This window comes from Pantoea dispersa, from assembly GCF_014155765.1.
Lineage (GTDB): Bacteria > Pseudomonadota > Gammaproteobacteria > Enterobacterales > Enterobacteriaceae > Pantoea > Pantoea dispersa.
The window spans coordinates 187,154-210,038 of sequence record NZ_SCKT01000004.1; the positions used below are offsets into that span (position 1 = coordinate 187,154).

At 56.4% G+C, this 22,885-nt stretch carries 20 protein-coding genes; 17 read left to right on the top strand and 3 right to left on the bottom strand.

Annotation, left to right across the window (positions count from 1 at the left end):
* Nucleotides 1–568 precede the first annotated feature (568 nt).
* From H7K56_RS14145 to nhaR, 7 genes are all read left to right on the top strand, one after another.
* Entirely contained in the window at nt 569–1,993 is a 1,425-nt protein-coding gene (locus tag H7K56_RS14145) for a cytochrome ubiquinol oxidase subunit I (protein WP_125308900.1), read from the top strand.
* Nucleotides 1,994–2,998, top strand: a complete 1,005-nt coding sequence (gene cydB / locus H7K56_RS14150; protein WP_021507607.1) for a cytochrome d ubiquinol oxidase subunit II — start codon at nt 1,994–1,996, stop codon at nt 2,996–2,998.
* 1 nt (nt 2,999) lies between these two features.
* Nucleotides 3,000–3,167 (top strand): DUF2474 domain-containing protein, encoded by a 168-nt coding sequence (locus H7K56_RS14155; RefSeq protein WP_021507606.1) that lies wholly within the window; start codon nt 3,000–3,002, stop codon nt 3,165–3,167.
* Nucleotides 3,168–3,464: 297 nt separating this feature from the next.
* Complete coding sequence (locus tag H7K56_RS14160) at nt 3,465–4,331, top strand: helix-turn-helix domain-containing protein (RefSeq protein ID WP_150360677.1); 867 nt, start codon at nt 3,465–3,467, stop codon at nt 4,329–4,331.
* Nucleotides 4,332–4,582: 251 nt separating this feature from the next.
* On the top strand, nt 4,583–4,726 hold the full coding sequence (locus H7K56_RS14165) for a hypothetical protein (RefSeq protein WP_164861030.1): 144 nt from the start codon (nt 4,583–4,585) through the stop codon (nt 4,724–4,726).
* A 190-nt stretch (nt 4,727–4,916) separates the two neighbouring features.
* Nucleotides 4,917–6,095, top strand: coding sequence for a Na+/H+ antiporter NhaA (nhaA, locus tag H7K56_RS14170; protein ID WP_150360678.1), 1,179 nt, complete (start codon nt 4,917–4,919; stop codon nt 6,093–6,095).
* 29 nt (nt 6,096–6,124) lie between these two features.
* Nucleotides 6,125–7,027, top strand: coding sequence for a transcriptional activator NhaR (gene nhaR, locus H7K56_RS14175; protein WP_150360679.1), 903 nt, complete (start codon nt 6,125–6,127; stop codon nt 7,025–7,027).
* Between the two features lie 51 nt (nt 7,028–7,078).
* On the opposite strand, the gene rpsT is transcribed toward nhaR, so the two are convergent.
* Entirely contained in the window at nt 7,079–7,342 is a 264-nt protein-coding gene (gene rpsT, locus H7K56_RS14180) for a 30S ribosomal protein S20 (protein WP_013507813.1), read from the bottom strand.
* 319 nt (nt 7,343–7,661) lie between these two features.
* On the opposite strand from rpsT, the gene ribF reads away from it, so the two are divergent.
* From ribF to folA, 10 genes are all read left to right on the top strand, one after another.
* Nucleotides 7,662–8,600, top strand: a complete 939-nt coding sequence (gene ribF, locus H7K56_RS14185; protein ID WP_058774845.1) for a bifunctional riboflavin kinase/FAD synthetase — start codon at nt 7,662–7,664, stop codon at nt 8,598–8,600.
* A gap of 27 nt (nt 8,601–8,627) precedes the next feature.
* Nucleotides 8,628–11,447: an isoleucine--tRNA ligase gene (gene ileS, locus H7K56_RS14190; RefSeq protein ID WP_031279711.1), complete on the top strand. Its 2,820-nt coding sequence runs from the start codon at nt 8,628–8,630 to the stop codon at nt 11,445–11,447.
* Complete coding sequence (lspA, locus tag H7K56_RS14195; RefSeq protein WP_021507598.1) at nt 11,447–11,947, top strand: signal peptidase II; 501 nt, start codon at nt 11,447–11,449, stop codon at nt 11,945–11,947. Before ileS ends, lspA begins: the two co-directional genes overlap by 1 nt.
* 9 nt (nt 11,948–11,956) lie before the next feature.
* Nucleotides 11,957–12,427, top strand: coding sequence for an FKBP-type peptidyl-prolyl cis-trans isomerase (gene fkpB / locus H7K56_RS14200; RefSeq protein WP_021507597.1), 471 nt, complete (start codon nt 11,957–11,959; stop codon nt 12,425–12,427).
* Nucleotides 12,408–13,361, top strand: coding sequence for a 4-hydroxy-3-methylbut-2-enyl diphosphate reductase (gene ispH / locus H7K56_RS14205; protein ID WP_021507596.1), 954 nt, complete (start codon nt 12,408–12,410; stop codon nt 13,359–13,361). The genes fkpB and ispH overlap by 20 nt, the downstream gene beginning before the upstream one ends.
* 223 nt (nt 13,362–13,584) lie before the next feature.
* The gene (gene dapB, locus H7K56_RS14210; RefSeq protein WP_021507594.1) at nt 13,585–14,400 is read left to right on the top strand and encodes a 4-hydroxy-tetrahydrodipicolinate reductase; all 816 of its coding nucleotides are present in this window, start codon (nt 13,585–13,587) and stop codon (nt 14,398–14,400) included.
* 470 nt (nt 14,401–14,870) lie between these two features.
* Nucleotides 14,871–16,019: a glutamine-hydrolyzing carbamoyl-phosphate synthase small subunit gene (gene carA, locus H7K56_RS14215; RefSeq protein WP_150360680.1), complete on the top strand. Its 1,149-nt coding sequence runs from the start codon at nt 14,871–14,873 to the stop codon at nt 16,017–16,019.
* A 13-nt stretch (nt 16,020–16,032) separates the two neighbouring features.
* A complete protein-coding gene (carB, locus tag H7K56_RS14220) occupies nt 16,033–19,257 on the top strand; it encodes a carbamoyl-phosphate synthase large subunit (RefSeq protein WP_021507592.1) in 3,225 nt (1,074 codons plus the stop codon).
* 235 nt (nt 19,258–19,492) lie between these two features.
* Nucleotides 19,493–20,635 (top strand): porin, encoded by a 1,143-nt coding sequence (locus H7K56_RS14225; protein ID WP_058774843.1) that lies wholly within the window; start codon nt 19,493–19,495, stop codon nt 20,633–20,635.
* A 288-nt stretch (nt 20,636–20,923) separates the two neighbouring features.
* On the top strand, nt 20,924–21,406 hold the full coding sequence (folA, locus tag H7K56_RS14230) for a type 3 dihydrofolate reductase (protein WP_031279709.1): 483 nt from the start codon (nt 20,924–20,926) through the stop codon (nt 21,404–21,406).
* A 176-nt stretch (nt 21,407–21,582) separates the two neighbouring features.
* Here the strand turns inward: folA and apaH are convergent, their stop codons facing one another.
* Together apaH and apaG are read right to left on the bottom strand one after the other, a co-directional pair.
* Entirely contained in the window at nt 21,583–22,452 is an 870-nt protein-coding gene (apaH, locus tag H7K56_RS14235) for a bis(5'-nucleosyl)-tetraphosphatase (symmetrical) ApaH (protein WP_150360681.1), read from the bottom strand.
* Nucleotides 22,453–22,504: 52 nt separating this feature from the next.
* Nucleotides 22,505–22,882, bottom strand: coding sequence for a Co2+/Mg2+ efflux facilitator ApaG/CorD (gene apaG / locus H7K56_RS14240; protein WP_021507588.1), 378 nt, complete (start codon nt 22,880–22,882; stop codon nt 22,505–22,507).
* Nucleotides 22,883–22,885: the final 3 nt, after the last annotated feature.

Below are 22,885 nucleotides of genomic sequence, written 5' to 3' on the forward strand. Positions count from 1 at the left end.
AACCTCTCCTTCGCTGATTAACCGGACTGTGCCGCTTTAACAAAGCACAGCCTGACGCCGCTGGCAAATGCCATGCCCCAGCGGGTTAATGCGCGATGGCTCACAGAATGTCACCGAAAGGCAGCAAATTAATTTCTTTTTGGTCTATAAAAATTATCTTTTAATTAACAAACTTTCTTTCTGGCGACTGTGCAGGAAATTTTACAGCGTAACGTGACGGTGCGGTCCTCTGCCGTTTTGTCTTGCGCAGTAATTAACAGCTAAATTAGCCAGTTACCAAATTAACGCCTTTTCCTCTCGCTGTGCTTAATAACAAGATTGTCACAATAAATCACGGGCTTTAACCTTAACTTAGTGATTTTAAACAAGTAGTTTCTGGTGAAAACAATGATCGAAATCAAAAAATACTGTTATAGTTTTAGCCATTCCCACTGTTTCTTTTTGTTCTCGCCGCTTGCCTTACAATTGGCGTGAATCTCTTCCGACGTCACGAAATAATAATTTTGTGCGTCAAATTTGTTAATTATAAGTAAAAATTCGGTGCAATCTTGTGGCAAAGAGGTAAGCAATGTTTGGATTAGATGCCTTCCACCTGGCCAGGATTCAGTTCGCCTTTACTGTTTCCTTCCATATTATTTTCCCGGCCATCACCATCGGTCTCGCCAGTTTCCTGGCGGTGCTCGAAGGCATGTGGCTGAAAACCCGAAACGAGACCTATCGCGATCTCTACCACTTCTGGTCCAAAGTCTTTGCCGTTAACTTCGGTATGGGCGTGGTGTCCGGACTGGTGATGGCGTATCAGTTTGGTACCAACTGGAGTGGCTTCTCGCAGTTTGCCGGCAGTATTACCGGTCCGCTGCTGACCTATGAAGTACTCACCGCCTTCTTCCTTGAAGCGGGCTTCCTCGGCGTGATGCTGTTTGGCTGGAACCGCGTTGGGCCGGGCCTGCACTTCTTTGCCACCTGTATGGTTGCGCTCGGCACCATCATCTCGACCTTCTGGATCCTCGCGTCCAACAGCTGGATGCATACCCCGCAGGGCTACATCATTGAGAATGGCATCGTGGTGCCGCAGGACTGGTTCAAGATTGTCTTCAACCCGTCGTTCCCGTACCGCCTGTTCCATATGTCGGTGGCGGCCTTCCTCGCCAGCGCCTTCTTTGTTGGCGCGTCTGGCGCGTGGCATCTGCTGCGCGGTAACGATAACCCGGCAATCCGCAAAATGTTCTCCATGGCACTTTGGATGGCACTGATCGTTGCGCCGATTCAGGCGATGATCGGCGATGCGCATGGCCTGAATACCCTTGAGCATCAGCCGGCAAAAATTGCGGCGATTGAAGGCCACTGGGAAAACCCGCCGGGGGAGGCGACGCCGCTGATTCTGTTCGGTATTCCGGATATGGATGAAGAGCGCACCAAATATGCGCTGGAAGTGCCGTACCTCGGCAGCCTGATTTTGACCCACAGCCTGGACAAACAGGTCCCGGCGCTGAAAAGCTTCCCGAAAGAGGACCGCCCGAATTCGCTGGTGATTTTCTGGTCGTTCCGCGTCATGGTGGCGATGGGCCTGCTGATGATCACCCTCGGCGTGCTGAGCCTGTGGCTGCGCTACAAAAAGCGGCTGTATAACTCCCGGCCATTCCTGTGGTTCGCCCTGCTGATGGGCCCATCCGGCCTGATCGCCATTCTTGCCGGCTGGTTTACCACGGAAATTGGTCGTCAGCCATGGGTGGTGTACGGCGTGCAGCGCACCATTGATGCGGTGTCGGCGCATGGTGATTTGCATATGAGCATCAGCCTGCTGGCCTTCATCCTCGTCTATTCATCGGTGTTTGGTGTCGGCTATGTCTACATGATGCGCCTGATTAAGAAAGGTCCGCTGACCGGCGAAGGTAAAGATGTGCGCCACGGTGGTCCGGGGCAGGGCAAAACGCCTGCGCGTCCGCTTTCTGCTGCCCATGAGAGCCTGAACGAACCGCAGGAGGGTAAATAAATGATCGATTTCTCCATTATCTGGTTCGCCATTATCGTGTTCGCCACCCTGATGTATATCGTGATGGATGGCTTCGATCTTGGCATCGGTATCCTGTTCCCGTTCAATAAAGATGCAGTTGAGCGCGACATGATGGTGAATACCGTTGCGCCGGTGTGGGATGGCAACGAAACCTGGCTGGTGCTGGGCGGTGCCGGTCTGTACGGTGCGTTCCCGCTGGCCTATTCGGTGATTGCCGATGCGCTGGCCATTCCGCTCACCGCGATGCTGATTGGCCTGATTTTCCGTGGCGTGGCGTTTGAGTTCCGCTTTAAGGCCACGGAAGAACACCGCGCTTTCTGGGATAAATCATTTATCGCCGGTTCACTACTGGCGACCTTCAGTCAGGGCGTTGCGGTCGGTGCGATTATCGACGGCTTCCCGGTGAAAGGGCGCGAGTTTGCCGGCTCGGCGCTGGACTGGCTGGCGCCGTTCCCGCTGTTCTGCGGCGTCGGTCTGGTGGTGGCATATGCGCTACTGGGCTGTACCTGGCTGATCATGAAAACCGAGCATGAGCTGCACCGTAAGATGTCCGCGCTGGCGACGCCGCTGGTGATCGCGCTGCTGCTGATTGTCGGCATTATCAGCCTGTGGACGCCGTTCACCCACGATGCGATTGCGCACCGCTGGTTCAGCCGTCCTAACCTGTTCTGGTTCCTGCCGGTGCCGGTGCTGGTGCTGCTGTGTTCGTGGGGCATCGTGCGCGCCATTAAGCGTGAGGCGCACTACTCGCCATTCCTGCTGACGCTGGCGCTGGTGTTTCTCGGCTTCTCCGGCCTCGGTATTAGCGTGTGGCCGCACATCATTCCGCCGTCGATCACCATCTGGGACGCCGCGTCACCGCCGCAGAGTCAGGCCTTTATGCTGGTCGGTAGCTTACTGATTATTCCGGTGATTCTGGGTTACACCTTCTGGAGTTACTACGTATTCCGCGGAAAAATCAAAGCCGACGAAGGATACCACTGAGATGCAAACCGAGGTCAGCAATATGAACAACCCCACTGAAACGAAAGCCCCCTGGTGGAAGCGCGTGCTGTGGTTAGTAATCATCTACGGCGCAAGCGTGCTGGCACTGGGCGTGGTGGCATCACTGTTTCGTATGATGATGACGGCAGCGGGCATGCGTTCGCACTGAGTGGTCGAAGAGGGCAGGCACGCCTGCCCGGTATTATCGGTCGCCATAAATGGCGACCCTGCAAGGTGATGCACGATGTTCACAGGGTGCGCATTAATGCGCACCGCTATGCGCAGGCAAATCACTGCTCAATGATGCGATGCCGTTAAGACGATAAAAGGTTAGTTACCTAAGCAATTAATGCTTTTCCCGTCTCGCTGTCTTTACTCTTCCTTACGTTATCCATACGATTTTGTTATATTTATGTGACGGATTACGCAAAAGCACCGCCTTTCCCAACCCATTCAATTAAAAAAAATGCTCAGCCTGAATCTGAAAAAACAGTACATCAACGATCTGGTGGACTGGATCGAGGCCAATCTGACCGACGAGCTCAACATCGATCTGATTACCCTCAAATCCGGTTACTCCAAGTGGCACATGCAGCGCATGTTCAAAGAGATGACCGGCCAGACGCTGGCCTCGTACACGCGCAAACGTCGCCTGACGCTCGCTGCCATGGCGCTGCGCCTGACCAGCATGCCGCTTATTGATATCGCCGTGCGGTTTGGCTTTGATAATCAGCAAAACTTTACCCGGGTGTTTAAAAGCCACTTCGCCATGACGCCAGGCGCTTATCGCCGCATCCCTGAGATGCAGATGAAAGACTTCCACAGCCGCATCTCAACCCAGCGGCAGTGGGTAAGTGCGCGCCTGGCAGAGAAGCCGGAGCTGAAGCTGTGCGGAGAAGTGATCGAGTGGGAGTGCCGCTTCGGCGAATACATTGACCACCACAATCACGTGGTGGCGCAGCATACGCGTGATTTCATCGCCTTCGCCGGCCAGCATGTGCAGCGCGGCTGGCTGGGTTTCCAGTTCAGCCCGGGGGTTAACTCCAGCGATCAGCAGCATATCAGCATGTTCCAGGCGCTGGAGAGCCAGTACGCCGACGTGCTGACCGGCAATGTACAGAACTGGACCGGTGAAAGCGGACTGTATGCGGAGATTGACTGGCACGGCGCGCCGGAAGAGATCAATGCGTTCACCGCAGAGGTGTACTACAACCATCTGCCTGCGCTCGGCGTGGCGCGGCGGCCGGGCAAGGACCTGATTAAGCTCGATCTCCGCTACAGCACGCCAGATCTGCTGCAGGGCACGTTCTACATTCCGGTTAAGGTCGGATAATGCATATTTCGTGCGGTAAACCGTGATAAACCGCACGATTTTATAAATTCCTGCGTCTGAGTGGCGTAAAATCCTTCACTGAAACCTGACTGACCGTGGAAAACACTGTTTGCCACCTCTCAGGCTGGATCATCACCTGCATGCCTGGTCCATTCCGGACCGTTATAGTGAAAAGACAAAAAATTATGCGACTTCTACCGTTGTTACTTTCAACAGCGCTTGTGGCGTTTTCCGCGCTGGCAAGTGCCCAGATGGCTGAGCCTTTCTCACCGCCAGGCGGCCTGCATCCGCATCAGCCGCATTGCGCCCAGCACGAGATTGCCGGCGACAATGCGCTGCCCCAGCAGCGCACGGATGACGTGACGCTGCTGACCTGCACTAACCACCAGGCCTGACGGCGCGCTACCTGCTTAGCGACCAGCGCCGTATTGCGTCCGTCCGCTTTCAGCCCCTCCCTCCGCTGCAATACGCCCGGCCTGGCGAATCACTCGAAAATCCCGAGTAATAAACGAGACATAAGCTGCTTTTAACGAGGTGTTTCAGCGGCTAAACTTCTCCACCAAATGTCTCTGCTCAGGAGGAGTTGTGAACAAACCCCGTAGTATTCGAAGCTTGCTGAAAAGCTTTATCGAAAGTGACGCCAGCAACGGCATGGTGCTGATTCTGGCGGCGGTGGCGGCGATGGTGCTGGCCAATAATGCCGCCACCGCGCAGGGCTATCAAAACCTGCTGGCGGAGCCGGTACAGATTCGCTTCGGCGCGCTGGATATCAGCAAAAACCTGCTGCTGTGGATTAACGATGCGCTGATGGCGCTGTTCTTTCTGCTGATTGGCCTCGAAGTGAAGCGCGAACTGATCAGCGGCGAGCTGGCCAGCCGCGATCGTGCGATCTTCCCGGTGATTGCTGCGCTGGGCGGCATGATTGCGCCGGCGCTCATTTTCCTGCTGTTCAATCATGATAACGAGGTTGCCCGCAACGGCTGGGCAATTCCCACGGCCACCGATATCGCCTTTGCGCTCGGCGTGCTGGCGCTGCTCGGCAGTCGCGTACCGGCGGCGCTGAAAGTGTTCCTGATGGCGCTGGCCATCATTGACGATCTCGGTGCCATCGTGATTATTGCGCTGTTCTACACCAGCGATCTGTCAGTGCTGTCGCTGAGCGTGGCAGCCGGTGCCATCGTGCTGCTGGCGATCCTCAATCGCTGCGGCGTACGCAACATCGCGGTGTATATGCTGGTGGGCGTGGTGCTGTGGACCGCGGTGCTGAAGTCCGGCGTGCATGCCACGCTGGCGGGCGTGGTGGTGGGCTTCTTTGTGCCGCTGGAGGAGAAAGAGGGACACTCACCGGCTGAGCACCTGGCGCATGGCCTGATGCCGTGGGTGAACTGGCTGATCCTGCCGCTGTTCGCGTTCGCCAATGCCGGTATTTCACTCAGCGGCATCACCTTTGGCGATGTGCTGTCGCCGGAGCCGCTCGGCATTATCCTCGGTCTGCTGATTGGTAAACCGTTAGGGATCACGCTGTTCTGCTGGCTGGCGGTGAAGCTGCGGCTGGCGGCGCTGCCAGGCAGTACCACCATTCGCGACATTATGGCAATCGGCGTGCTGTGCGGTATCGGCTTTACCATGTCGATCTTCATCAGCTCGCTGGCGTTTGACGCCGCGCATGAACAGCTGGTGACGTTCTCGAAACTGGGCATTCTTAGCGGTTCGCTGCTGTCGGCGGTGATTGGTTACACGCTGCTGCGCATCAAACTGCGCTAATAAGGGGAGGCGCAAGCCTCCTTTATGGTATGAATCAGCTCAATTTTAATCATCTCTACTACTTCTGGCAGGTGTGCAAAACCGGTTCGGTGGTGCGCGCCGCTGAAGTGCTGTGCCTGACGCCGCAAACCGTGACTGGCCAGATCAAGGCGCTGGAAGAGCAGCTGAATGGCGTGCTGTTTCGCCGTCAGGGGCGCGGTCTGGTACCTACCGAGCTGGGCCAGCTGGTGTTCCGCTATGCCGATCGCATGTTTATGCTCAGCCAGGAAATGCTCGATATCGTTAACTACCGCAAGGAGTCGCATCTGCTGTTTGATGTTGGCGTAGCGGATGCGCTGTCAAAACAGCTGGTGAGCAAGGTGCTGGAAACGGTGGTGATGGCCGGCGAGAAAATTCAGCTGCGCTGCTTTGAATCAACGCATGAAATGCTGCTGGAGCAGCTCAGCCAGCACAAGCTGGATATGATCCTCTCCGACTGCCCGATTGATTCAACCCAGCAGGCCGGGCTGTTTTCGGTCAAGCTCGGCGAATGTCCGGTTAGCTTCTGGTGTAATGCGCCACTGCCTGAGCTGCCGTTTCCGGCCTGTCTGGAGCAGCGGCGCCTGCTGTTGCCCGGCCGGCGTTCGATGCTGGGGCGCAAGCTGCTGAACTGGATCCACAGCCAGGGATTACAGGTTGAGATTCTCGGTGAATTTGATGATGCGGCGCTGATGAAGGCGTTTGGCGCGCAGAATAATGCGATCTTTGTCGCACCGACGCTGTACGGGGATGATGTCTATCGTGACGATAGCGTGCGCGAGATCGGCAGGCTGGAGACGGTGATGGAGGAGTATCACGTTATTTTTGCCGGGCGCATGATTCAGCATCCGGCGGTGCAGAGCATTTGCCATCGCGACTTCAGCGCGCTGTTCAGCCACGGATCGCAGGCATAAAAAAACCGGCGAAGCGCCGGTTCTTTTAACAAAGCGATTAACAGACGGCGATTAAGCCAGTTTGTTGATCTGAGCAGTCAGGTTTGCTTTATGACGTGCAGCTTTGTTTTTGTGGATCAGACCTTTAGCAGCCTGACGGTCCACGATTGGTTGCATTTCGTTGAATGCGTTCTGCGCAGCAGCTTTGTCGCCGGTTGCGATAGCCGCGTATACTTTCTTGATGAAAGTACGCATCATAGAACGATTGCTCGCGTTATGCTTGCGACGTTTCTCAGATGTTACGGCGCGTTTCTTAGCTGATTTGATATTAGCCAAGGTCCAACTCCCAAATGTGTTCTATATGGACAAATCAAAGGCCGAGGACTATGCCTTTTGCGCCTTCTTTTGTCAATGGATTTGTGCAATAAAGCGTCGTTTTAACCACGACACCCGCTTACGTAATTGATGGCGCAAGATTCTACCAGCAACACCGCGCTGAATACAGTATTTCGCAACAAAATTGTTGTGATGGGGCCGGAGCCGCCACCCAGCGGGCGCCTGACGCTGAATCAGGCGCAGGAAAGGCACGCAGACGGGTTAACCTGAACGCTATTCAAGGGTATAATCCGCCGATTTCCACCGGTTTGAGTCAGCCATGAAGTTTATCCGCGGTATTTACAATCTGAAAGAGCAGCATCGCGGCTGCGTCCTGACCATTGGTAATTTTGACGGCGTGCATCGCGGCCACCAGGCGCTGATGGCGGAGTTAATTGCCGAAGGACGTAAACGCAACCTGCCGGTGGTGGTGATGCTGTTTGAGCCACAGCCGCTGGAGCTGTTTGCCGGCGACAAAGCGCCGGCGCGCCTGACGCGTCTGCGTGAAAAGCTCAAATACCTCGCACTGGCGGGCGTTGACGCCGTGGTGTGCGTGCGCTTCGATCGTCGTTTTGCGGCACACTCAGCACAAAGCTTTATCAGCGAACTGCTGGTCGACAAGCTCAATGTGAAATTCCTCGCAGTGGGGGATGATTTCCGCTTTGGCGCTGGTCGCCAGGGGGATTTCCTGTTATTACAGAAAGCCGGTGCGGAGTATGGCTTTGAGGTCATCAGCACCCAGACCTATTGTGATGGCGGCAAACGTATCAGCAGTACGGCGGTACGTCAGGCGCTGGCGCAGGACGATTTTGCTCAGGCGCAGCAGCTGCTCGGTCATCCGTTCAGTATTTCTGGCCGCGTGGTGCACGGTGATGCACTGGGACGCACCATTGGTTTCCCGACCGCCAATCTCCCGCTTCGACGCACCGTGACGCCGGTAAAAGGTGTCTTTGCGGTTGAAGTGCTGGGGCTGGGCGAGCAGCCGATTCCCGGCGTGGCAAACATTGGTACGCGCCCGACGGTAAAAGGTCTGCGTCAGCAGCTTGAAGTTCACCTGCTCGACACACATATGAATCTTTATGGGCGCCACATTGAGGTGGTGCTGAAGCAGAAGATTCGCGACGAACAGCGTTTCGCTTCGCTGGACGCGCTGAAAGAACAAATTGCGAAAGATGTGGTGACGGCCCGCCAATTTTTTGGGCTAAAAACACCGGTTTAATGACCGAAATACGGAACCGAGAATCTGATGAGTGACTATAAATCTACCCTGAATTTGCCGGAAACGGGGTTCCCGATGCGTGGCGATCTGGCCAAACGCGAACCGGGAATGCTGCAACGTTGGTATGATGACAACCTGTACGGCATCATCCGCGCAGCCAAAAAAGGGAAAAAAACCTTTATCCTGCATGATGGCCCTCCGTATGCGAACGGCAGCATTCATATTGGTCACTCAGTTAACAAGATTCTGAAAGATATTATCGTTAAGTCGAAAGGCATGGCGGGCTTTGACTCGCCGTATGTTCCCGGCTGGGACTGCCACGGCTTACCGATTGAGCACAAAGTTGAGCAGATGATTGGCAAGCCGGGCGAGAAAGTCAGCGCAGCTGAATTCCGCGCAGCCTGCCGCAACTACGCGGCGGAGCAGGTTGAAGGCCAGAAGAAGGACTTCATCCGCCTTGGCGTGCTCGGCGACTGGGATCGTCCTTATCTGACCATGAATTTCCAGACCGAAGCCAACATCATTCGCGCGCTGGGCAAGATCATCGGTAATGGTCATCTGCACAAAGGCGCCAAGCCGGTGCACTGGTGCATGGACTGCCGTTCCGCGCTGGCGGAAGCGGAAGTGGAGTATTACGACAAAACTTCACCTTCTATCGACGTGATGTTTAACGCGCTGGATGCCGATGCGGTACGCGCGAAGTTTGGCGTTGCAACGTCAGAAGGCCCGGTTTCACTGGTTATCTGGACCACCACGCCGTGGACCATGCCGGCAAACCGCGCCATCTCGCTGCATCCGGAATTCGACTACCAGCTGGTGCAGATTGCCGGCCGCAGCCTGATCCTCGCGAAAGATCTGGTGGAATCGGTGTTGAAACGCGCAGGCATCAGTGAGTGGCAGGTGCTGGGCGAGTGCAAAGGCGCCGCGCTGGAGCTGCAGCTGTTCCAGCATCCGTTCCTTGAGCAGATCCAGTCGAAAGTGGTGCTGGGCGAGCACGTCACGCTGGACGCCGGTACCGGTGCGGTGCACACCGCGCCAGGCCACGGTCCGGATGACTATGTGATCGGCCAGAAGTACGGCATCGAAACCGCTAACCCGGTCGGGCCGGACGGCGCGTATCTGCCGGGCACCTATCCAACCCTGGATGGCGTTAACGTATTTAAAGCCAACGACATGATCGTTGCGCTGCTGCAGGAGAAAGGCGCGCTGCTGCACGTGGAAAAACTGCTGCACAGCTATCCGCACTGCTGGCGTCATAAAACGCCAATCATCTTCCGTGCTACGCCGCAGTGGTTTATCAGCATGGATCAGAAAGGCCTGCGTGCGCAGTCGCTGAAAGAGATCAAAGGTGTGCAGTGGATCCCGGACTGGGGTCAGGCGCGTATCGAAGCGATGGTCGCTAACCGTCCGGACTGGTGCATCTCGCGTCAGCGCACCTGGGGCGTGCCGATGGCGCTGTTCGTCCATAAAGAGAGCGAGCAGCTGCACCCGGATACGCTGGAGCTGATGGAGAAAGTGGCGCAGCGCGTCGAGCAGGACGGTATTCAGGCGTGGTGGGATCTCGATCCGCGCGATCTGATGGGCGATGACGCCGATCACTACGTCAAAGTGCCGGATACCCTCGACGTCTGGTTTGACTCCGGATCGACCAGCTTCTCGGTGGTAGATGCGCGTCCGGAATTTGACGGGCACGCACCGGATATGTATCTGGAAGGCTCGGATCAGCATCGCGGCTGGTTCATGTCGTCGCTGATGATCTCCACGGCGATGAAAGGCAAAGCGCCTTACCGTCAGGTACTGACTCACGGCTTCACCGTCGACGGTCAGGGCCGCAAAATGTCGAAATCCATCGGCAACACCGTGGCACCGCAGGACGTGATGGACAAACTGGGCGCAGATATTCTGCGTCTGTGGGTGGCCTCAACCGACTACTCCGGTGAGATGGCAGTATCCGACGAAATCCTGAAACGGGCCGCCGATAGCTATCGCCGTATCCGTAACACTGCGCGCTTCCTGCTGGCGAACCTTGCAGGCTTCAACCCGGCGACCGACTGCGTCAGTCCGGAAGAGATGGTGGTAGTGGATCGCTGGGCTGTCGGCCGTGCGCTGGCGGCACAGCAGGATATTGTGCAGTCGTACGAGAACTACGATTTCCACGAAGTGGTGCAGCGTCTGATGCACTTCTGCTCCATCGAGATGGGCTCGTTCTACCTCGACGTGATCAAAGATCGTCAGTACACCGCGAAGGGCGACAGCCTGGCGCGTCGCAGCTGTCAGACCGCGCTGTGGCATATCGCTGAAGCGCTGGTGCGCTGGATGGCGCCGATCATGTCGTTCACCGCGGATGAGATCTGGGGCTATCTGCCTGGCGAGCGTCCACAGTACGTGTTCACCGAAGAGTGGTATCAGGGCCTGTTTGGTCTGGCGCAGGATGAAGCGCTGAACGATGCTTACTGGGCAGAACTGCTGAAAGTGCGCGGTGAAGTGAACAAGGTGATTGAGCAGGCGCGCAGCGACAAACGCATCGGCGGCGCACTCGAAGCCACCGTCACGCTGTACGCCGATCCGGAACTGGCGGCGAAGCTGCAGGCGCTGGGCGATGAGCTGCGTTTCGTGCTGCTGACCTCGGGCGCGACCGTGGCGGATTACGTAACGGCCAGCGACGAAGCGCAGCAGAGCGAGCTGTTAAAAGGTCTGAAAATCGCGCTGCATAAAGCAGAAGGCGAGAAATGCCCGCGCTGCTGGCATTACACTACTGACGTCGGCCAGAATCCGGAGCATGCTGCGGTGTGTGGACGTTGCTACACCAACGTAGCCGGAAACGGTGAAGTGCGGAAATTTGCCTGATGAGTAAACTGTGCTCAACCGGACTGCGCTGGGTATGGCTGGTGCTGGTGGTGATCGTGGTCGATTTTGCCAGCAAGCAGTGGGTCATGAACAACATGATGCTGCATGAAACTCAGCCGCTGATGCCGTTCCTGAACCTGTTCTACGCGCACAACTATGGCGCGGCGTTCAGCTTCCTGGCAGACAAAGGCGGCTGGCAGCGCTGGTTCTTTGCCGGTATCGCCATCGCCATTGTGGTGTCGCTGCTGGTGATGATGTATCGCAATCGCGCCAGCAATAAATTAACCAACATTGCCTACGCGCTGATTATTGGCGGGGCGCTGGGTAACCTGTTTGATCGTGCCTGGCACGGCTTTGTGGTCGACTTTATCGACTTCTATGTCGGTGACTGGCACTTCGCCACCTTTAACATTGCCGACTGCGGAATCTGCATCGGTGCGGCGCTGGTGGTGCTGGAGGGCTTTCTCAGCCCGAAAGGCAAACAGGTCACGAATAAATAAGGGTAACAGATGACAGACATCGTTCAGCGCGACAGCGCGCTGCTGGTGCATTTTACACTGAAGCTGGAGGATGGCTCGACGGCTGAATCCACGCGCGCCAACGGCAAGCCTGCGCTGTTCCGTCTGGGAGATGGCAGCCTGTCGGCGGCGCTGGAGCAGGAGCTGGTCGGGCGTAAAGTGGGCGATCAGCACGCCTTTACGCTGGAGCCGGAAGACGCCTTTGGCGCTGCCAGCCCGGATCTGATCCAGTACTTCTCGCGCCGTGATTTCATCGACGCGGGCGAGCCGGAAGTCGGTGCCATCATGCTGTTCAGCGGCATGGGCGGCAGCGAAATGCCGGGCGTGATTCGTGAAATTTCCGGTGACTCGATTACCGTCGATTTCAACCATCCGCTGGCGGGTCAGCGCATTAAATTCGAGATTGAAGTGCTGGAGATCGATCCGGTGCTGGAGGCCAGCGATGCAAATCCTGTTAGCTAACCCACGCGGTTTCTGTGCAGGCGTCGACCGCGCCATCAGCATTGTCGAGCGGGCGCTGGAGATGTATGGCGCGCCGATCTACGTGCGTCATGAAGTGGTGCATAACCGCTATGTGGTCAGCAGTCTGCGCGAGCGCGGTGCGATCTTCATTGAAGAGATCAGTGAAGTACCGGACAACGCCATCCTGATTTTCTCGGCACACGGCGTTTCCCAGGCGGTACGCGCCGAAGCGAAAGCGCGCAGCCTCACCATGCTGTTTGACGCCACCTGTCCGCTGGTGACCAAGGTGCATATGGAAGTGGCGCGTGCCAGCCGTAAAGGTGTGGAAGCGATTCTCATCGGCCACGCCGGCCATCCGGAAGTGGAAGGCACCATGGGCCAGTACAGCAACCCGAACGGCGGTATGTATCTGGTGGAGTCGCCTGAGGATGTGTTTAAGCTGCAGGTAAAAGATGAAAACAACCTGTGCTTTATGACGCAGACCACGCTGTCGGTGGATGATACCTCGGACGTGATCGATGCGCTGCGTCAGCGCTTCCCGGCAATCATCGGACCGCGTAAGGATGATATCTGCTACGCCACCACCAACCGCCAGGAAGCCGTGCGCGTGCTGGCGCAGGATGCGGAGGTGGTTCTGGTGGTCGGCTCGAAAAACTCCTCCAACTCGAATCGTCTGGCGGAACTGGCGCAGCGTGCCGGCAAGCTGGCGAAGCTGATTGATTCTGCGGATGATATTCAGGAAGAGTGGGTTAAAGGCGTGCAGTGTATCGGCGTTACCGCCGGCGCTTCGGCTCCGGATATTCTGGTGCAGCAGGTGATTCAGCGCCTGCGTGAGCTGGGCGGCGAAGCGGCAATTGAGCTGATTGGCCGTGAAGAGAATATCGTGTTTGAAGTGCCGAAAGAGCTGCGCGTCGACGTACGCAACGTGCAGTAAGCACTTCAATTTGCTGACAGAAACAGGCCGACAATGTTCGGCCTTTTCTTTATCCTTTGTCACCTCAGCCGTGACTTCCAGCGGGCGGGATTGCTTTTACTGATAATCTATCGCGGCTGGCCTAAAATTCTTATTATCCCGTTATTATTGTGGCGTGACTGTTATCTGACCGTTAACCTGTTTACGCTTTGCATGCATAGTTTTGTATCAGGAATGAATAAATATGAGTGAAATCCGCATTGCTATTGTTGGTGCGCCGGGTCGCATGGGACGCAATCTGATTCAGGCCGCACAGCAGGCGGAAGGCGTGGTGTTAGGCGCGGCGCTGGCGCGCAGCGGTTCCTCGCTGCTGGGGGCGGATGCCGGTGAACTGGCGGGAATCGGCAAAACCGGCGTACGGGTGACTGACGATCTGCGGCAGGTGGTGAATGATTTCGATGTGCTGATCGATTTCACCCGTCCGGAAGGCACGCTGGAATATCTGGCGTTCTGCCGTCAGCATCAAAAAGCGATGGTGATTGGCACCACCGGTTTTGATGAAGCCGGTAAGGCAGCCATCCGTGAAGCAGCTGAAGAGATTGGCATCGTGTTTGCCGCGAACTTCAGCGTAGGCGTCAATCTGGTGCTTAACCTGTTACAGCAGGCGGCAAAAGTGATGGGCGACTATGCGGATATTGAGATTGTGGAAGCGCATCACCGCCATAAAGTGGATGCGCCATCTGGCACGGCGCTGGCGATGGGAGAGGCGATTGCCGACGCCATGCACTGGAAGCTGGATGAGCACGCGGTTTACGCGCGCGAAGGCCATACCGGCGAGCGCAAGGCGCAAACCATCGGCTTTGCCACCGTGCGCGCGGGCGATATTGTCGGTGAGCACACCGCGATGTTTGCGGATATCGGCGAGCGCGTAGAGATTACGCACAAGGCTTCCAGCCGCATGACCTTCGCCAATGGGGCCGTTAAGGCTGCTGCATGGCTAAAAGATAAGAAATCTGGCCTTTATGATATGCGTGATGTGCTGGATTTATCGATGTTGTGAGTGTTGTGAACCATCGTGATGTGGTTATTTCAATCGGTAAGATATTGATTGAACAGGGCAATGTTTTCATTGCCCTTTATTTTGTCTGTAAAATGGCGATCTGATTGTCATTTTTGTTTGTGGTTCTTATTTTTATGATTTATCTGCGCGTTTTCTCGTGTCGGATGGCTTTTTTTGACCATTTGGTCAAAAATTTACGCAGTCAGCCGGTGTTTTGCCATTAATTGCGTCAGGCAACCGATTATTTATCGGAGATCTCTCACTATTTTGTCGCCTTGCTTCACTTTTAACATTCAGTAGCCCGAAATATACAAAAAAATAACCACTCAGGGTAGACAATCACCAGGTCGATCATTAGAATGCGCGCAATTTGCCAAAAATCGAGCGGTCAGGCGGTTTTTGCATTGATTCAGCGCATCATTTTGAATTAATATGCATATATTGTGACTGTTTATTCCCTGGAGGATGTTTTGATTAAGTCAGCGCTCTTGGTTCTGGAAGACGGAACCCAATTCCACGGTCGGGCCATCGGGGCAACGGGATCGGCAGTGGGGGAGGTCGTTTTCAATACGTCAATGACCGGTTATCAAGAAATCCTCACTGATCCTTCCTATTCCCGCCAGATCGTCACCCTCACTTATCCTCATATCGGCAACGTTGGTGCCAATGCCGCCGATGAAGAATCCAGTCAAATCCATGCTCAGGGCCTCGTCATCCGCGATCTGCCGCTGATTACCAGCAACTTCCGCAGCGAAGAGAGCCTGTCAGCCTATCTGCAGCGCAACAATATTGTCGGTATCGCCGATATCGATACGCGCAAACTGACGCGCCTGCTGCGTGAGAAAGGGGCGCTGAACGGCTGCATCATCGCTGGCGACAGCCCGGATGCGGCGCTGGCGCTGCAGAAAGCCCAGGCGTTTCCGGGCCTGAAAGGCATGGACCTGGCGAAAGAAGTGACTACGGCGGAAACCTACGCATGGCAGCAGGGGAGCTGGGCGCTGAAAGGCGGCCTGCCCGAGCAGCAAAGCGCTGACGCGCTGCCGTTCCACGTGGTGGCTTATGACTACGGCGCCAAGCGCAACATCCTGCGCATGCTGGTGGATCGCGGCTGTCGCCTGACGGTTGTCCCGGCGCAAACGCCGGCTGATGAAGTGCTGGCGCTGAATCCGGACGGGATTTTCCTGTCGAATGGCCCTGGCGACCCGGAGCCGTGCGACTACGCCATCAGCGCGATTCAGGCTTTCCTGAAAACTGACATTCCGGTGTTTGGTATCTGTCTTGGCCATCAGCTGCTGGCGCTGGCCAGCGGTGCGAAAACCGTGAAGATGAAGCTTGGCCATCACGGTGGCAACCATCCGGTGAAAGACCTCGATAACAACACCGTGATGCTCACCGCGCAGAACCACGGTTTTGCCGTCGATGAAACCAACCTGCCGGCTAACCTGCGCGTGACCCATGTTTCCCTGTTTGACCAGACCGTACAGGGCATTCACCGCACCGACAAACCGGCGTTCAGCTTCCAGGGACATCCGGAAGCCAGCCCAGGCCCGCACGATGCGGCGCCGCTGTTCGATCACTTTATCGAACTGATCGAAGCTTACCGTTCTAACGCGAAGTAATCAGGAGCCCACGATGCCAAAACGTACTGACATAAAATCTATCCTGATCCTTGGCGCTGGCCCGATTGTGATTGGCCAGGCATGTGAATTCGACTATTCAGGTGCGCAGGCGTGTAAAGCGCTGCGTGAAGAGGGTTACCGCGTCATTCTGGTGAACTCTAACCCGGCCACCATCATGACTGACCCGGAAATGGCGGATGCGACCTACATCGAGCCTATCCACTGGGAAGTGGTGCGTAAAATCATTGAAAAAGAGCGCCCGGATGCGGTGCTGCCGACCATGGGTGGCCAGACCGCGCTGAACTGTGCACTGGAGCTGGAGCGTCAGGGCGTGCTGGCCGAGTTTGGCGTGACCATGATTGGTGCCACCGCCGATGCGATTGATAAAGCCGAAGACCGTCGCCGCTTCGACGTGGCGATGAAGAGCATCGGCCTGGATACCGCACGTTCCGGTATCGCGCACACCATGGAAGAAGCGCTGGCGGTAGCGGAAGAGGTCGGTTTCCCGTGCATCATTCGTCCGTCATTTACCATGGGCGGCACCGGTGGCGGTATCGCTTACAACCGCGAAGAGTTTGAAGAGATTTGCGAGCGCGGCCTCGATCTGTCGCCAACCAATGAGCTGCTGATTGATGAGTCGCTGATTGGCTGGAAAGAGTACGAGATGGAAGTGGTGCGTGATAAAAACGACAACTGCATCATCGTCTGCTCGATCGAAAACTTTGACGCCATGGGGATTCACACCGGTGACTCCATCACCGTGGCGCCAGCCCAAACGCTGACCGATAAAGAGTATCAAATCATGCGTAACGCCTCGCTGGCGGTGCTGCGTGAAATCGGTGTCGAAACCGGCGGTTCCAACGTCCAGTTCTCGGTGAACCCGAAAGATGGCCGCCTGATCGTCATTGAGATGAACCCGCGCGTGTCGCGCTCCTCAGCGCTGGCCTCGAAAGCGACCGGCTTCCCGATTGCCAAAGTTGCGGCCAAGCTGGCGGTGGGCTTTACCCTCGATGAACTGATGAACGACATCACCGGTGGCCGTACGCCGGCCTCGTTCGAGCCGTCCATCGACTACGTCGTCACCAAAATTCCCCGCTTCAACTTCGAGAAGTTTGCCGGTGCCAATGACCGTCTGACCACGCAGATGAAATCGGTCGGTGAAGTGATGGCGATTGGCCGCACGTTCCAGGAATCGATGCAGAAAGCGCTGCGCGGTCTGGAAGTGGGCGCCAGCGGTTTCGACCCGAAAGTGGATCTGGATGATGGCGAAGCCCTGACCCGTATCCGCCGCGAGCTGAAAGATGCCGGTTCTGACCGCATCTGGTATATCGCTGATGCGTTCCGTGCCGGCATGTCGGTCGACGGCGTGTTCAACCTGACCAACGTTGACCGCTGGTTCCTGGTGCAGATTGAAGAGCTGGTGCGCCTGGAAGAGCAGGTGGCGCGCGAAGGTGTCAACTCGCTGAGCGCGGATTTCCTGCGTGCGCTGAAGCGTAAAGGCTTTGCCGATGTGCGTCTGGCAACGCTGGCGGGCGTGGCGGAGAGTGAAATCCGCAAGCTGCGTCATCAGTTCAACCTGCATCCGGTTTACAAGCGCGTGGATACCTGTGCGGCAGAGTTCGCCACGGATACCGCCTACATGTACTCCACCTATGAAGAAGAGTGCGAAGCCAATCCTAATCAGGATCGCGACAAAATCATGATCCTGGGCGGCGGGCCAAACCGTATCGGCCAGGGCATTGAGTTCGATTACTGCTGCGTGCATGCGGCGCTGGCGCTGCGTGAAGACGGTTACGAAACCATTATGGTCAACTGTAACCCGGAAACCGTGTCAACCGATTACGACACCTCAGACCGTCTCTACTTCGAGCCGGTAACGCTGGAAGACGTGCTGGAGATCGTGCGCATCGAGCAGCCAAAAGGCGTTATCGTCCAGTACGGTGGCCAGACGCCGCTGAAGCTGGCGCGCGCGCTGGAAGCGGCTGGCGTGCCGGTGATTGGTACCAGCCCGGATGCCATTGACCGCGCGGAAGACCGTGAGCGTTTCCAGCAGGCGGTGGATCGCCTGAAACTGAAACAGCCGGCTAACGCCACGGTGGCGACGCTGGAACAGGCGGTAGAAAAAGCCGCAGGGATTGGCTATCCGCTGGTGGTACGTCCTTCTTACGTGCTGGGCGGCCGGGCGATGGAAATCGTCTATGACGAAGTGGATCTTAAGCGCTACTTCCAGACTGCGGTGTCCGTGTCCAACGATGCGCCAGTGCTGCTGGATCGCTTCCTTGATGACGCGGTGGAAGTGGACGTCGATGCGATTTGCGACGGCGAACGCGTGCTGATTGGCGGCATCATGGAACACATCGAGCAGGCGGGCGTGCACTCCGGTGACTCAGCCTGTTCGCTGCCAGCGTACACCCTGAGCACTGAGATTCAGAACGTGATGCGCCAGCAGGTGGAAAAGCTGGCCTTTGAACTCAACGTACGTGGCCTGATGAACGTGCAGTTTGCGGTCAAGGACAACGAAGTTTACCTGATTGAGGTGAACCCACGTGCCGCGCGTACCGTGCCGTTTGTCTCCAAAGCCACCGGCGTGCCGCTGGCGAAAGTGGCTGCGCGCGTGATGGCTGGTAAAACCCTGGCTGAACAGGGCGTGACCGAAGAGGTGATTCCGCCGTACTACTCGGTGAAAGAAGTGGTGCTGCCGTTCAACAAATTCCCGGGCGTGGACCCGATTCTTGGTCCGGAAATGCGTTCGACCGGTGAAGTGATGGGCGTGGGCCGCACCTTCGCGGAAGCATTCAGCAAAGCTATGCTCGGCGCGCAGAGCAATATGAAGAAGCAGGGGCGTGCGCTGTTGTCGGTGCGTGAAGGCGACAAGAAACGTATTGTTGACCTGGCTGCGAAGCTGCAGAAGTTTGGCTTCGAGCTGGATGCGACGCACGGTACCGCCGTGGTGCTGGGTGAAGCCGGCATCAATCCGCGCCTGGTGAACAAGGTGCACGAAGGGCGTCCGCACATTCAGGATCGCCTGAAGAACGGTGAGTACACTTACATCGTCAACACCACCGCAGGACGTCAGGCGATTGAGGATTCGAAACTGATTCGCCGCAGCGCACTGCAGTACAAAGTGCATTACGACACCACGCTGAACGGTGGTTTTGCTACCGCGATGGCGCTGAATGCGGATCCGACCGAAAAAGTGATTTCGGTGCAGGAAATGCACGCGCAGATCAAAGGCTAAACCGCCTGTTCAGTGACTAAACGGCCCCGCGCGGGCCGTTTTTTTTGGCCTGTTTTGCCTGTGCTGCATAAGGTTATACGTTACAAATCTATTGATTTGACATAATTTTTATCAGTTGATGCGAAACCAGTTACATTCAGGCGTATCCGCACAAAATTATAAATACCTCTCCGCTAAGCGCACCGTACTATTCCGCTGCTCAATCATAGAGCGCTCACCTTAACGGGATATAAAAATGAAAATGCGTGCTTTCACTCTCAGCGCAGTGGCTGCGTTACTTGTTGCTGCACCTCTCGCCAGTCAGGCGGAAATCACCCTGCTGAAGCAGGATCCGCAGGCCGGCGATCCGCTTAGCCGTCTTGATTTCAAAGTGGGCGGCAGTATTCGTCCGCAGTATCTGCATCAGAACGGGGTTAACGATAAATCGTATAAGCGTAACGGCTACGACGGCGGTTCACGTTTCCGCTTCAGCGCCAACTACTACCTGTTTGACGATGTCAGCTGGGTGGGTTACTACGAGCTGGGCGTAAACTTCCCGGCCTGGTGGGGCTGGGATAACCACTATGCGGACGGTGCCCACAACACCACGCGTCGCCAGCTGTATACCGGTTTCAAAAGCGCATCGCTGGGCGAGCTCTATTTTGGCCAGCAGAACAGCGTTTATTACGATGTCGTCGGCGCTAAAACCGATATCTGGGACTACGATATGCTGGCCCAGGCACCGGGCAACGGCATCAACGGTGACTACGACGGATCTTACCGCTCGCGCAAGATGCTGAAGTATAAAAACACCTTTGGCGATGCGGATGTCTATGCCGCTTATCTGTTTGAAGATGACGACTATCTGCCGGGCAACGGCCTGCGCTACAAGCGCAAGGGCGGCGGTTCGCTGGGCGTGAACTATCACATCACCAAAGATCTGGCGTGGGGCACCGCGTGGAACTACACCCGTGCGGATATCCGCAATCCGGGCAATGGCGACAGCAAGCGTTACGACCAGAATATCTACGGTACCGCGCTGAGCTGGACGCCGGACAACTGGACGCTGTCCGCCGGTGCGGGCTGGTATGAGAACTTCTCGCCAACCAAACGCAACACCGTTAACAACTACTTCGCGGATGATGCGTGGGGCGTTGAATACTTCGCCGGTTATAAATTCCCGATCGGCCAGTATGCTGTGAAGAGCATCCAGCCGTACTTCATGGGCGATCGCCTGGAGTTCGTCAACGGACGTAACTACAAGCGTATCGATAACGGCGTGGGCGTCAGCGCGCAGCTCGACTACGGTTTCCGCGTCGACTACGAGTACGTGATCACTTCCAGTACCGATAAATCACTGGGCAACGTTAATCTGGTGCGCCTGCGCTACGATTTCTGATGCGTAAATCAACGGCTCCTGCGGGAGCCGTTTTTTTTGGGGCGGACACAGTGCGCTTTTCTTTACACAGCGCGCGGGCAGCGTGGAGCATCACCCTGAGTTGTAGCGCCTTCACCGCGAATTCTGGCGGCTCTTTCCGCTAACGGCCGCAAAGCCGGAGTAAAACTCTGTCGCTCAGACAAAACGCCGAGCCAAGCGGGCTTTACGTAAATAGCACGGTCGTCCTATCGACGAAAGTTTCACCTTTACGTATCATTGCGCCAATTTTTTTCCTGTAGGTCTTTTAACATGATTAGTTTGATCGCGGCACTGGCAGCAGATCGTATTATTGGCATGGAAAACGCCATGCCATGGCACCTGCCTGCCGACCTCGCGTGGTTCAAGCGCAACACGCTGAACAAACCGGTGATTATGGGCCGTCTGACCTTTGAATCGATTGGTCGCCCGTTACCGGGACGTCTGAATATTGTGGTCAGCAGCCAGCCCGGCAACCATGACGGCGTGACCTGGGTGACGTCGCCGGAAGAAGCGATTGCCGCAGCGGGTGAGGCAGAAGAGATCATGGTGATTGGTGGTGGCCGGATTTATGCGCAGATGCTGGCGCGCGCCGATCGTCTCTATCTGACGCATATCGATGCGGAAGTGGAAGGCGACACCCAGTTCCCGGATTACGAGCCGGACGAGTGGCAGTCGACGTTCAGTGAGTTCCACGATGCCGATGCGCAGAATTCGCACAGTTACTGCTTTGAGATTCTGGATCGCCGCCGTTGATTGTGGCCAGGTGCGTATGAATGCGCAGCCTGTAAAGACAGGGATCAATTGCTGTTTATGACGCGATAAACCCGTGCAATATCAGGCTGATGGCTGTCACGGTACAGATTGTCGTTGTAGGGGCGCCATTTATGGTGACCAAAAAAAAGCCCCGCTAACATCGCGGGGCTTTTTGTTTACTGCATATCGCTCAGAGGGGAGGGCGCATTCACCGCGCTTTCCGCCATGGCCTGGTCACGGTTCGAGACCTGGGTGTAATACTGGCCGCTCTCCCAGTGCAGCAGGGTCAGCGTTCCGCCCCAGCAGCAGCCGGTGTCGAGCCCGATCACATGCTCTGGCGTGCCTTTTCCTTCCAGCGAAGCCCAGTGACCAAAGATTTGCGTATAATCGCTGCTGATTTTGCCGGGCACCTGGAACCACGGTTTCAGCGGCGGCGGCGCTGAGGCGGGCGCCTCTTTGCAAATCATATCGAGCTGACCATTAGGGAAACAGAAGCGCATGCGCGTCAGCGCATTGGTGCTAAAACGCAGGCGCGCCAGTCCTCTCAGTTCCGGTGTCCAGTTGTTCGGCATGTCGCCATACATGGCATCGAGAAACAGCGGATAGCTGTCGCTGGATAAGACCGCCTCAACTTCGCGCGCGCACTGCTGTGCCGTCTCCAGATCCCACTGCGGTGTAATGCCAGCATGCGCCATCAGCAGCTTTTTCTCTTCATCCACCTGCAGCAGCGGCTGGCGACGCAGCCAGTTAATCAGCTCGTCGGCATCGTCCGCTTCCAGCAGGGGCGTCAGGCGATCCTTGGGCTTGTTACGACTGATACCGGCATACACTGCCAGCAAATGCAGGTCATGGTTTCCCAGCACTATGCGCACACAGTCTCCGAGCGACCTGACGTAGCGCAGTACCTCAAGCGAACCCGGACCGCGCGCCACCAGGTCGCCGGTCAGCCATAGCTCGTCCTGCTGCGCATCAAAATTGACCTGCGCCAGCAGCGCACGTAATTCGTCATAACAGCCGTGAATATCGCCAATCAGGTATGTACTCATTAAGTCAGTCCGATGAAAACGCGCCGCCCGGACTGGCCGGGCGGAGGAGGAATTAGTGAATGTGGGTTTGCACCGCGAGGCGGAACACCGGAATCTCCACGTGGAAGGTCTCGCCCTCTTCGTCGATCATCACATAGTGTCCCTGCATGGTGCCCATCGGCGTTTCCAGAACCGCACCGCTGGTGTACTGAAACTCATTGCCAGGCGCGATATGCGGCTGCTCACCGACCACGCCTTCACCCTGCACTTCGGTCTCGCGCCCGTTGCCATTGGTGATTAGCCAGTAGCGGCTGCGCAGCTGCACGCTGTTGCGCCCGAGGTTACGGATGGTGATGGTGTAGGCAAACACGTAGCGATCCTCATCGGGAGAGGATTGCGATTCCACATACTGACTCAGTACCTGAACACAAACGCGGGCCAGTTCACTCATGCA

Bases quoted from the DNA above. Each gene is read 5' to 3' on its own strand.
- ribF (WP_058774845.1), top strand. From the start codon at position 7,662: ATGAAGTTTATCCGCGGTATTTACAATCTGAAAGAGCAGCATCGCGGC.
- ispH (WP_021507596.1), top strand. From the start codon at position 12,408: ATGCAAATCCTGTTAGCTAACCCACGCGGTTTCTGTGCAGGCGTCGAC.
- H7K56_RS14160 (WP_150360677.1), top strand. From the start codon at position 3,465: ATGCTCAGCCTGAATCTGAAAAAACAGTACATCAACGATCTGGTGGAC.
- cydB (WP_021507607.1), top strand. From the start codon at position 1,994: ATGATCGATTTCTCCATTATCTGGTTCGCCATTATCGTGTTCGCCACC.
- H7K56_RS14155 (WP_021507606.1), top strand. From the start codon at position 3,000: ATGCAAACCGAGGTCAGCAATATGAACAACCCCACTGAAACGAAAGCC.
- fkpB (WP_021507597.1), top strand. From the start codon at position 11,957: ATGACAGACATCGTTCAGCGCGACAGCGCGCTGCTGGTGCATTTTACA.
- lspA (WP_021507598.1), top strand. From the start codon at position 11,447: ATGAGTAAACTGTGCTCAACCGGACTGCGCTGGGTATGGCTGGTGCTG.
- folA (WP_031279709.1), top strand. From the start codon at position 20,924: ATGATTAGTTTGATCGCGGCACTGGCAGCAGATCGTATTATTGGCATG.
- H7K56_RS14145 (WP_125308900.1), top strand. From the start codon at position 569: ATGTTTGGATTAGATGCCTTCCACCTGGCCAGGATTCAGTTCGCCTTT.
- apaH (WP_150360681.1), bottom strand. From the start codon at position 22,452: ATGAGTACATACCTGATTGGCGATATTCACGGCTGTTATGACGAATTA.
- nhaR (WP_150360679.1), top strand. From the start codon at position 6,125: ATGAATCAGCTCAATTTTAATCATCTCTACTACTTCTGGCAGGTGTGC.
- H7K56_RS14225 (WP_058774843.1), top strand. From the start codon at position 19,493: ATGAAAATGCGTGCTTTCACTCTCAGCGCAGTGGCTGCGTTACTTGTT.
- H7K56_RS14165 (WP_164861030.1), top strand. From the start codon at position 4,583: ATGGCTGAGCCTTTCTCACCGCCAGGCGGCCTGCATCCGCATCAGCCG.
- ileS (WP_031279711.1), top strand. From the start codon at position 8,628: ATGAGTGACTATAAATCTACCCTGAATTTGCCGGAAACGGGGTTCCCG.
- dapB (WP_021507594.1), top strand. From the start codon at position 13,585: ATGAGTGAAATCCGCATTGCTATTGTTGGTGCGCCGGGTCGCATGGGA.
- carB (WP_021507592.1), top strand. From the start codon at position 16,033: ATGCCAAAACGTACTGACATAAAATCTATCCTGATCCTTGGCGCTGGC.
- apaG (WP_021507588.1), bottom strand. From the start codon at position 22,882: ATGAGTGAACTGGCCCGCGTTTGTGTTCAGGTACTGAGTCAGTATGTG.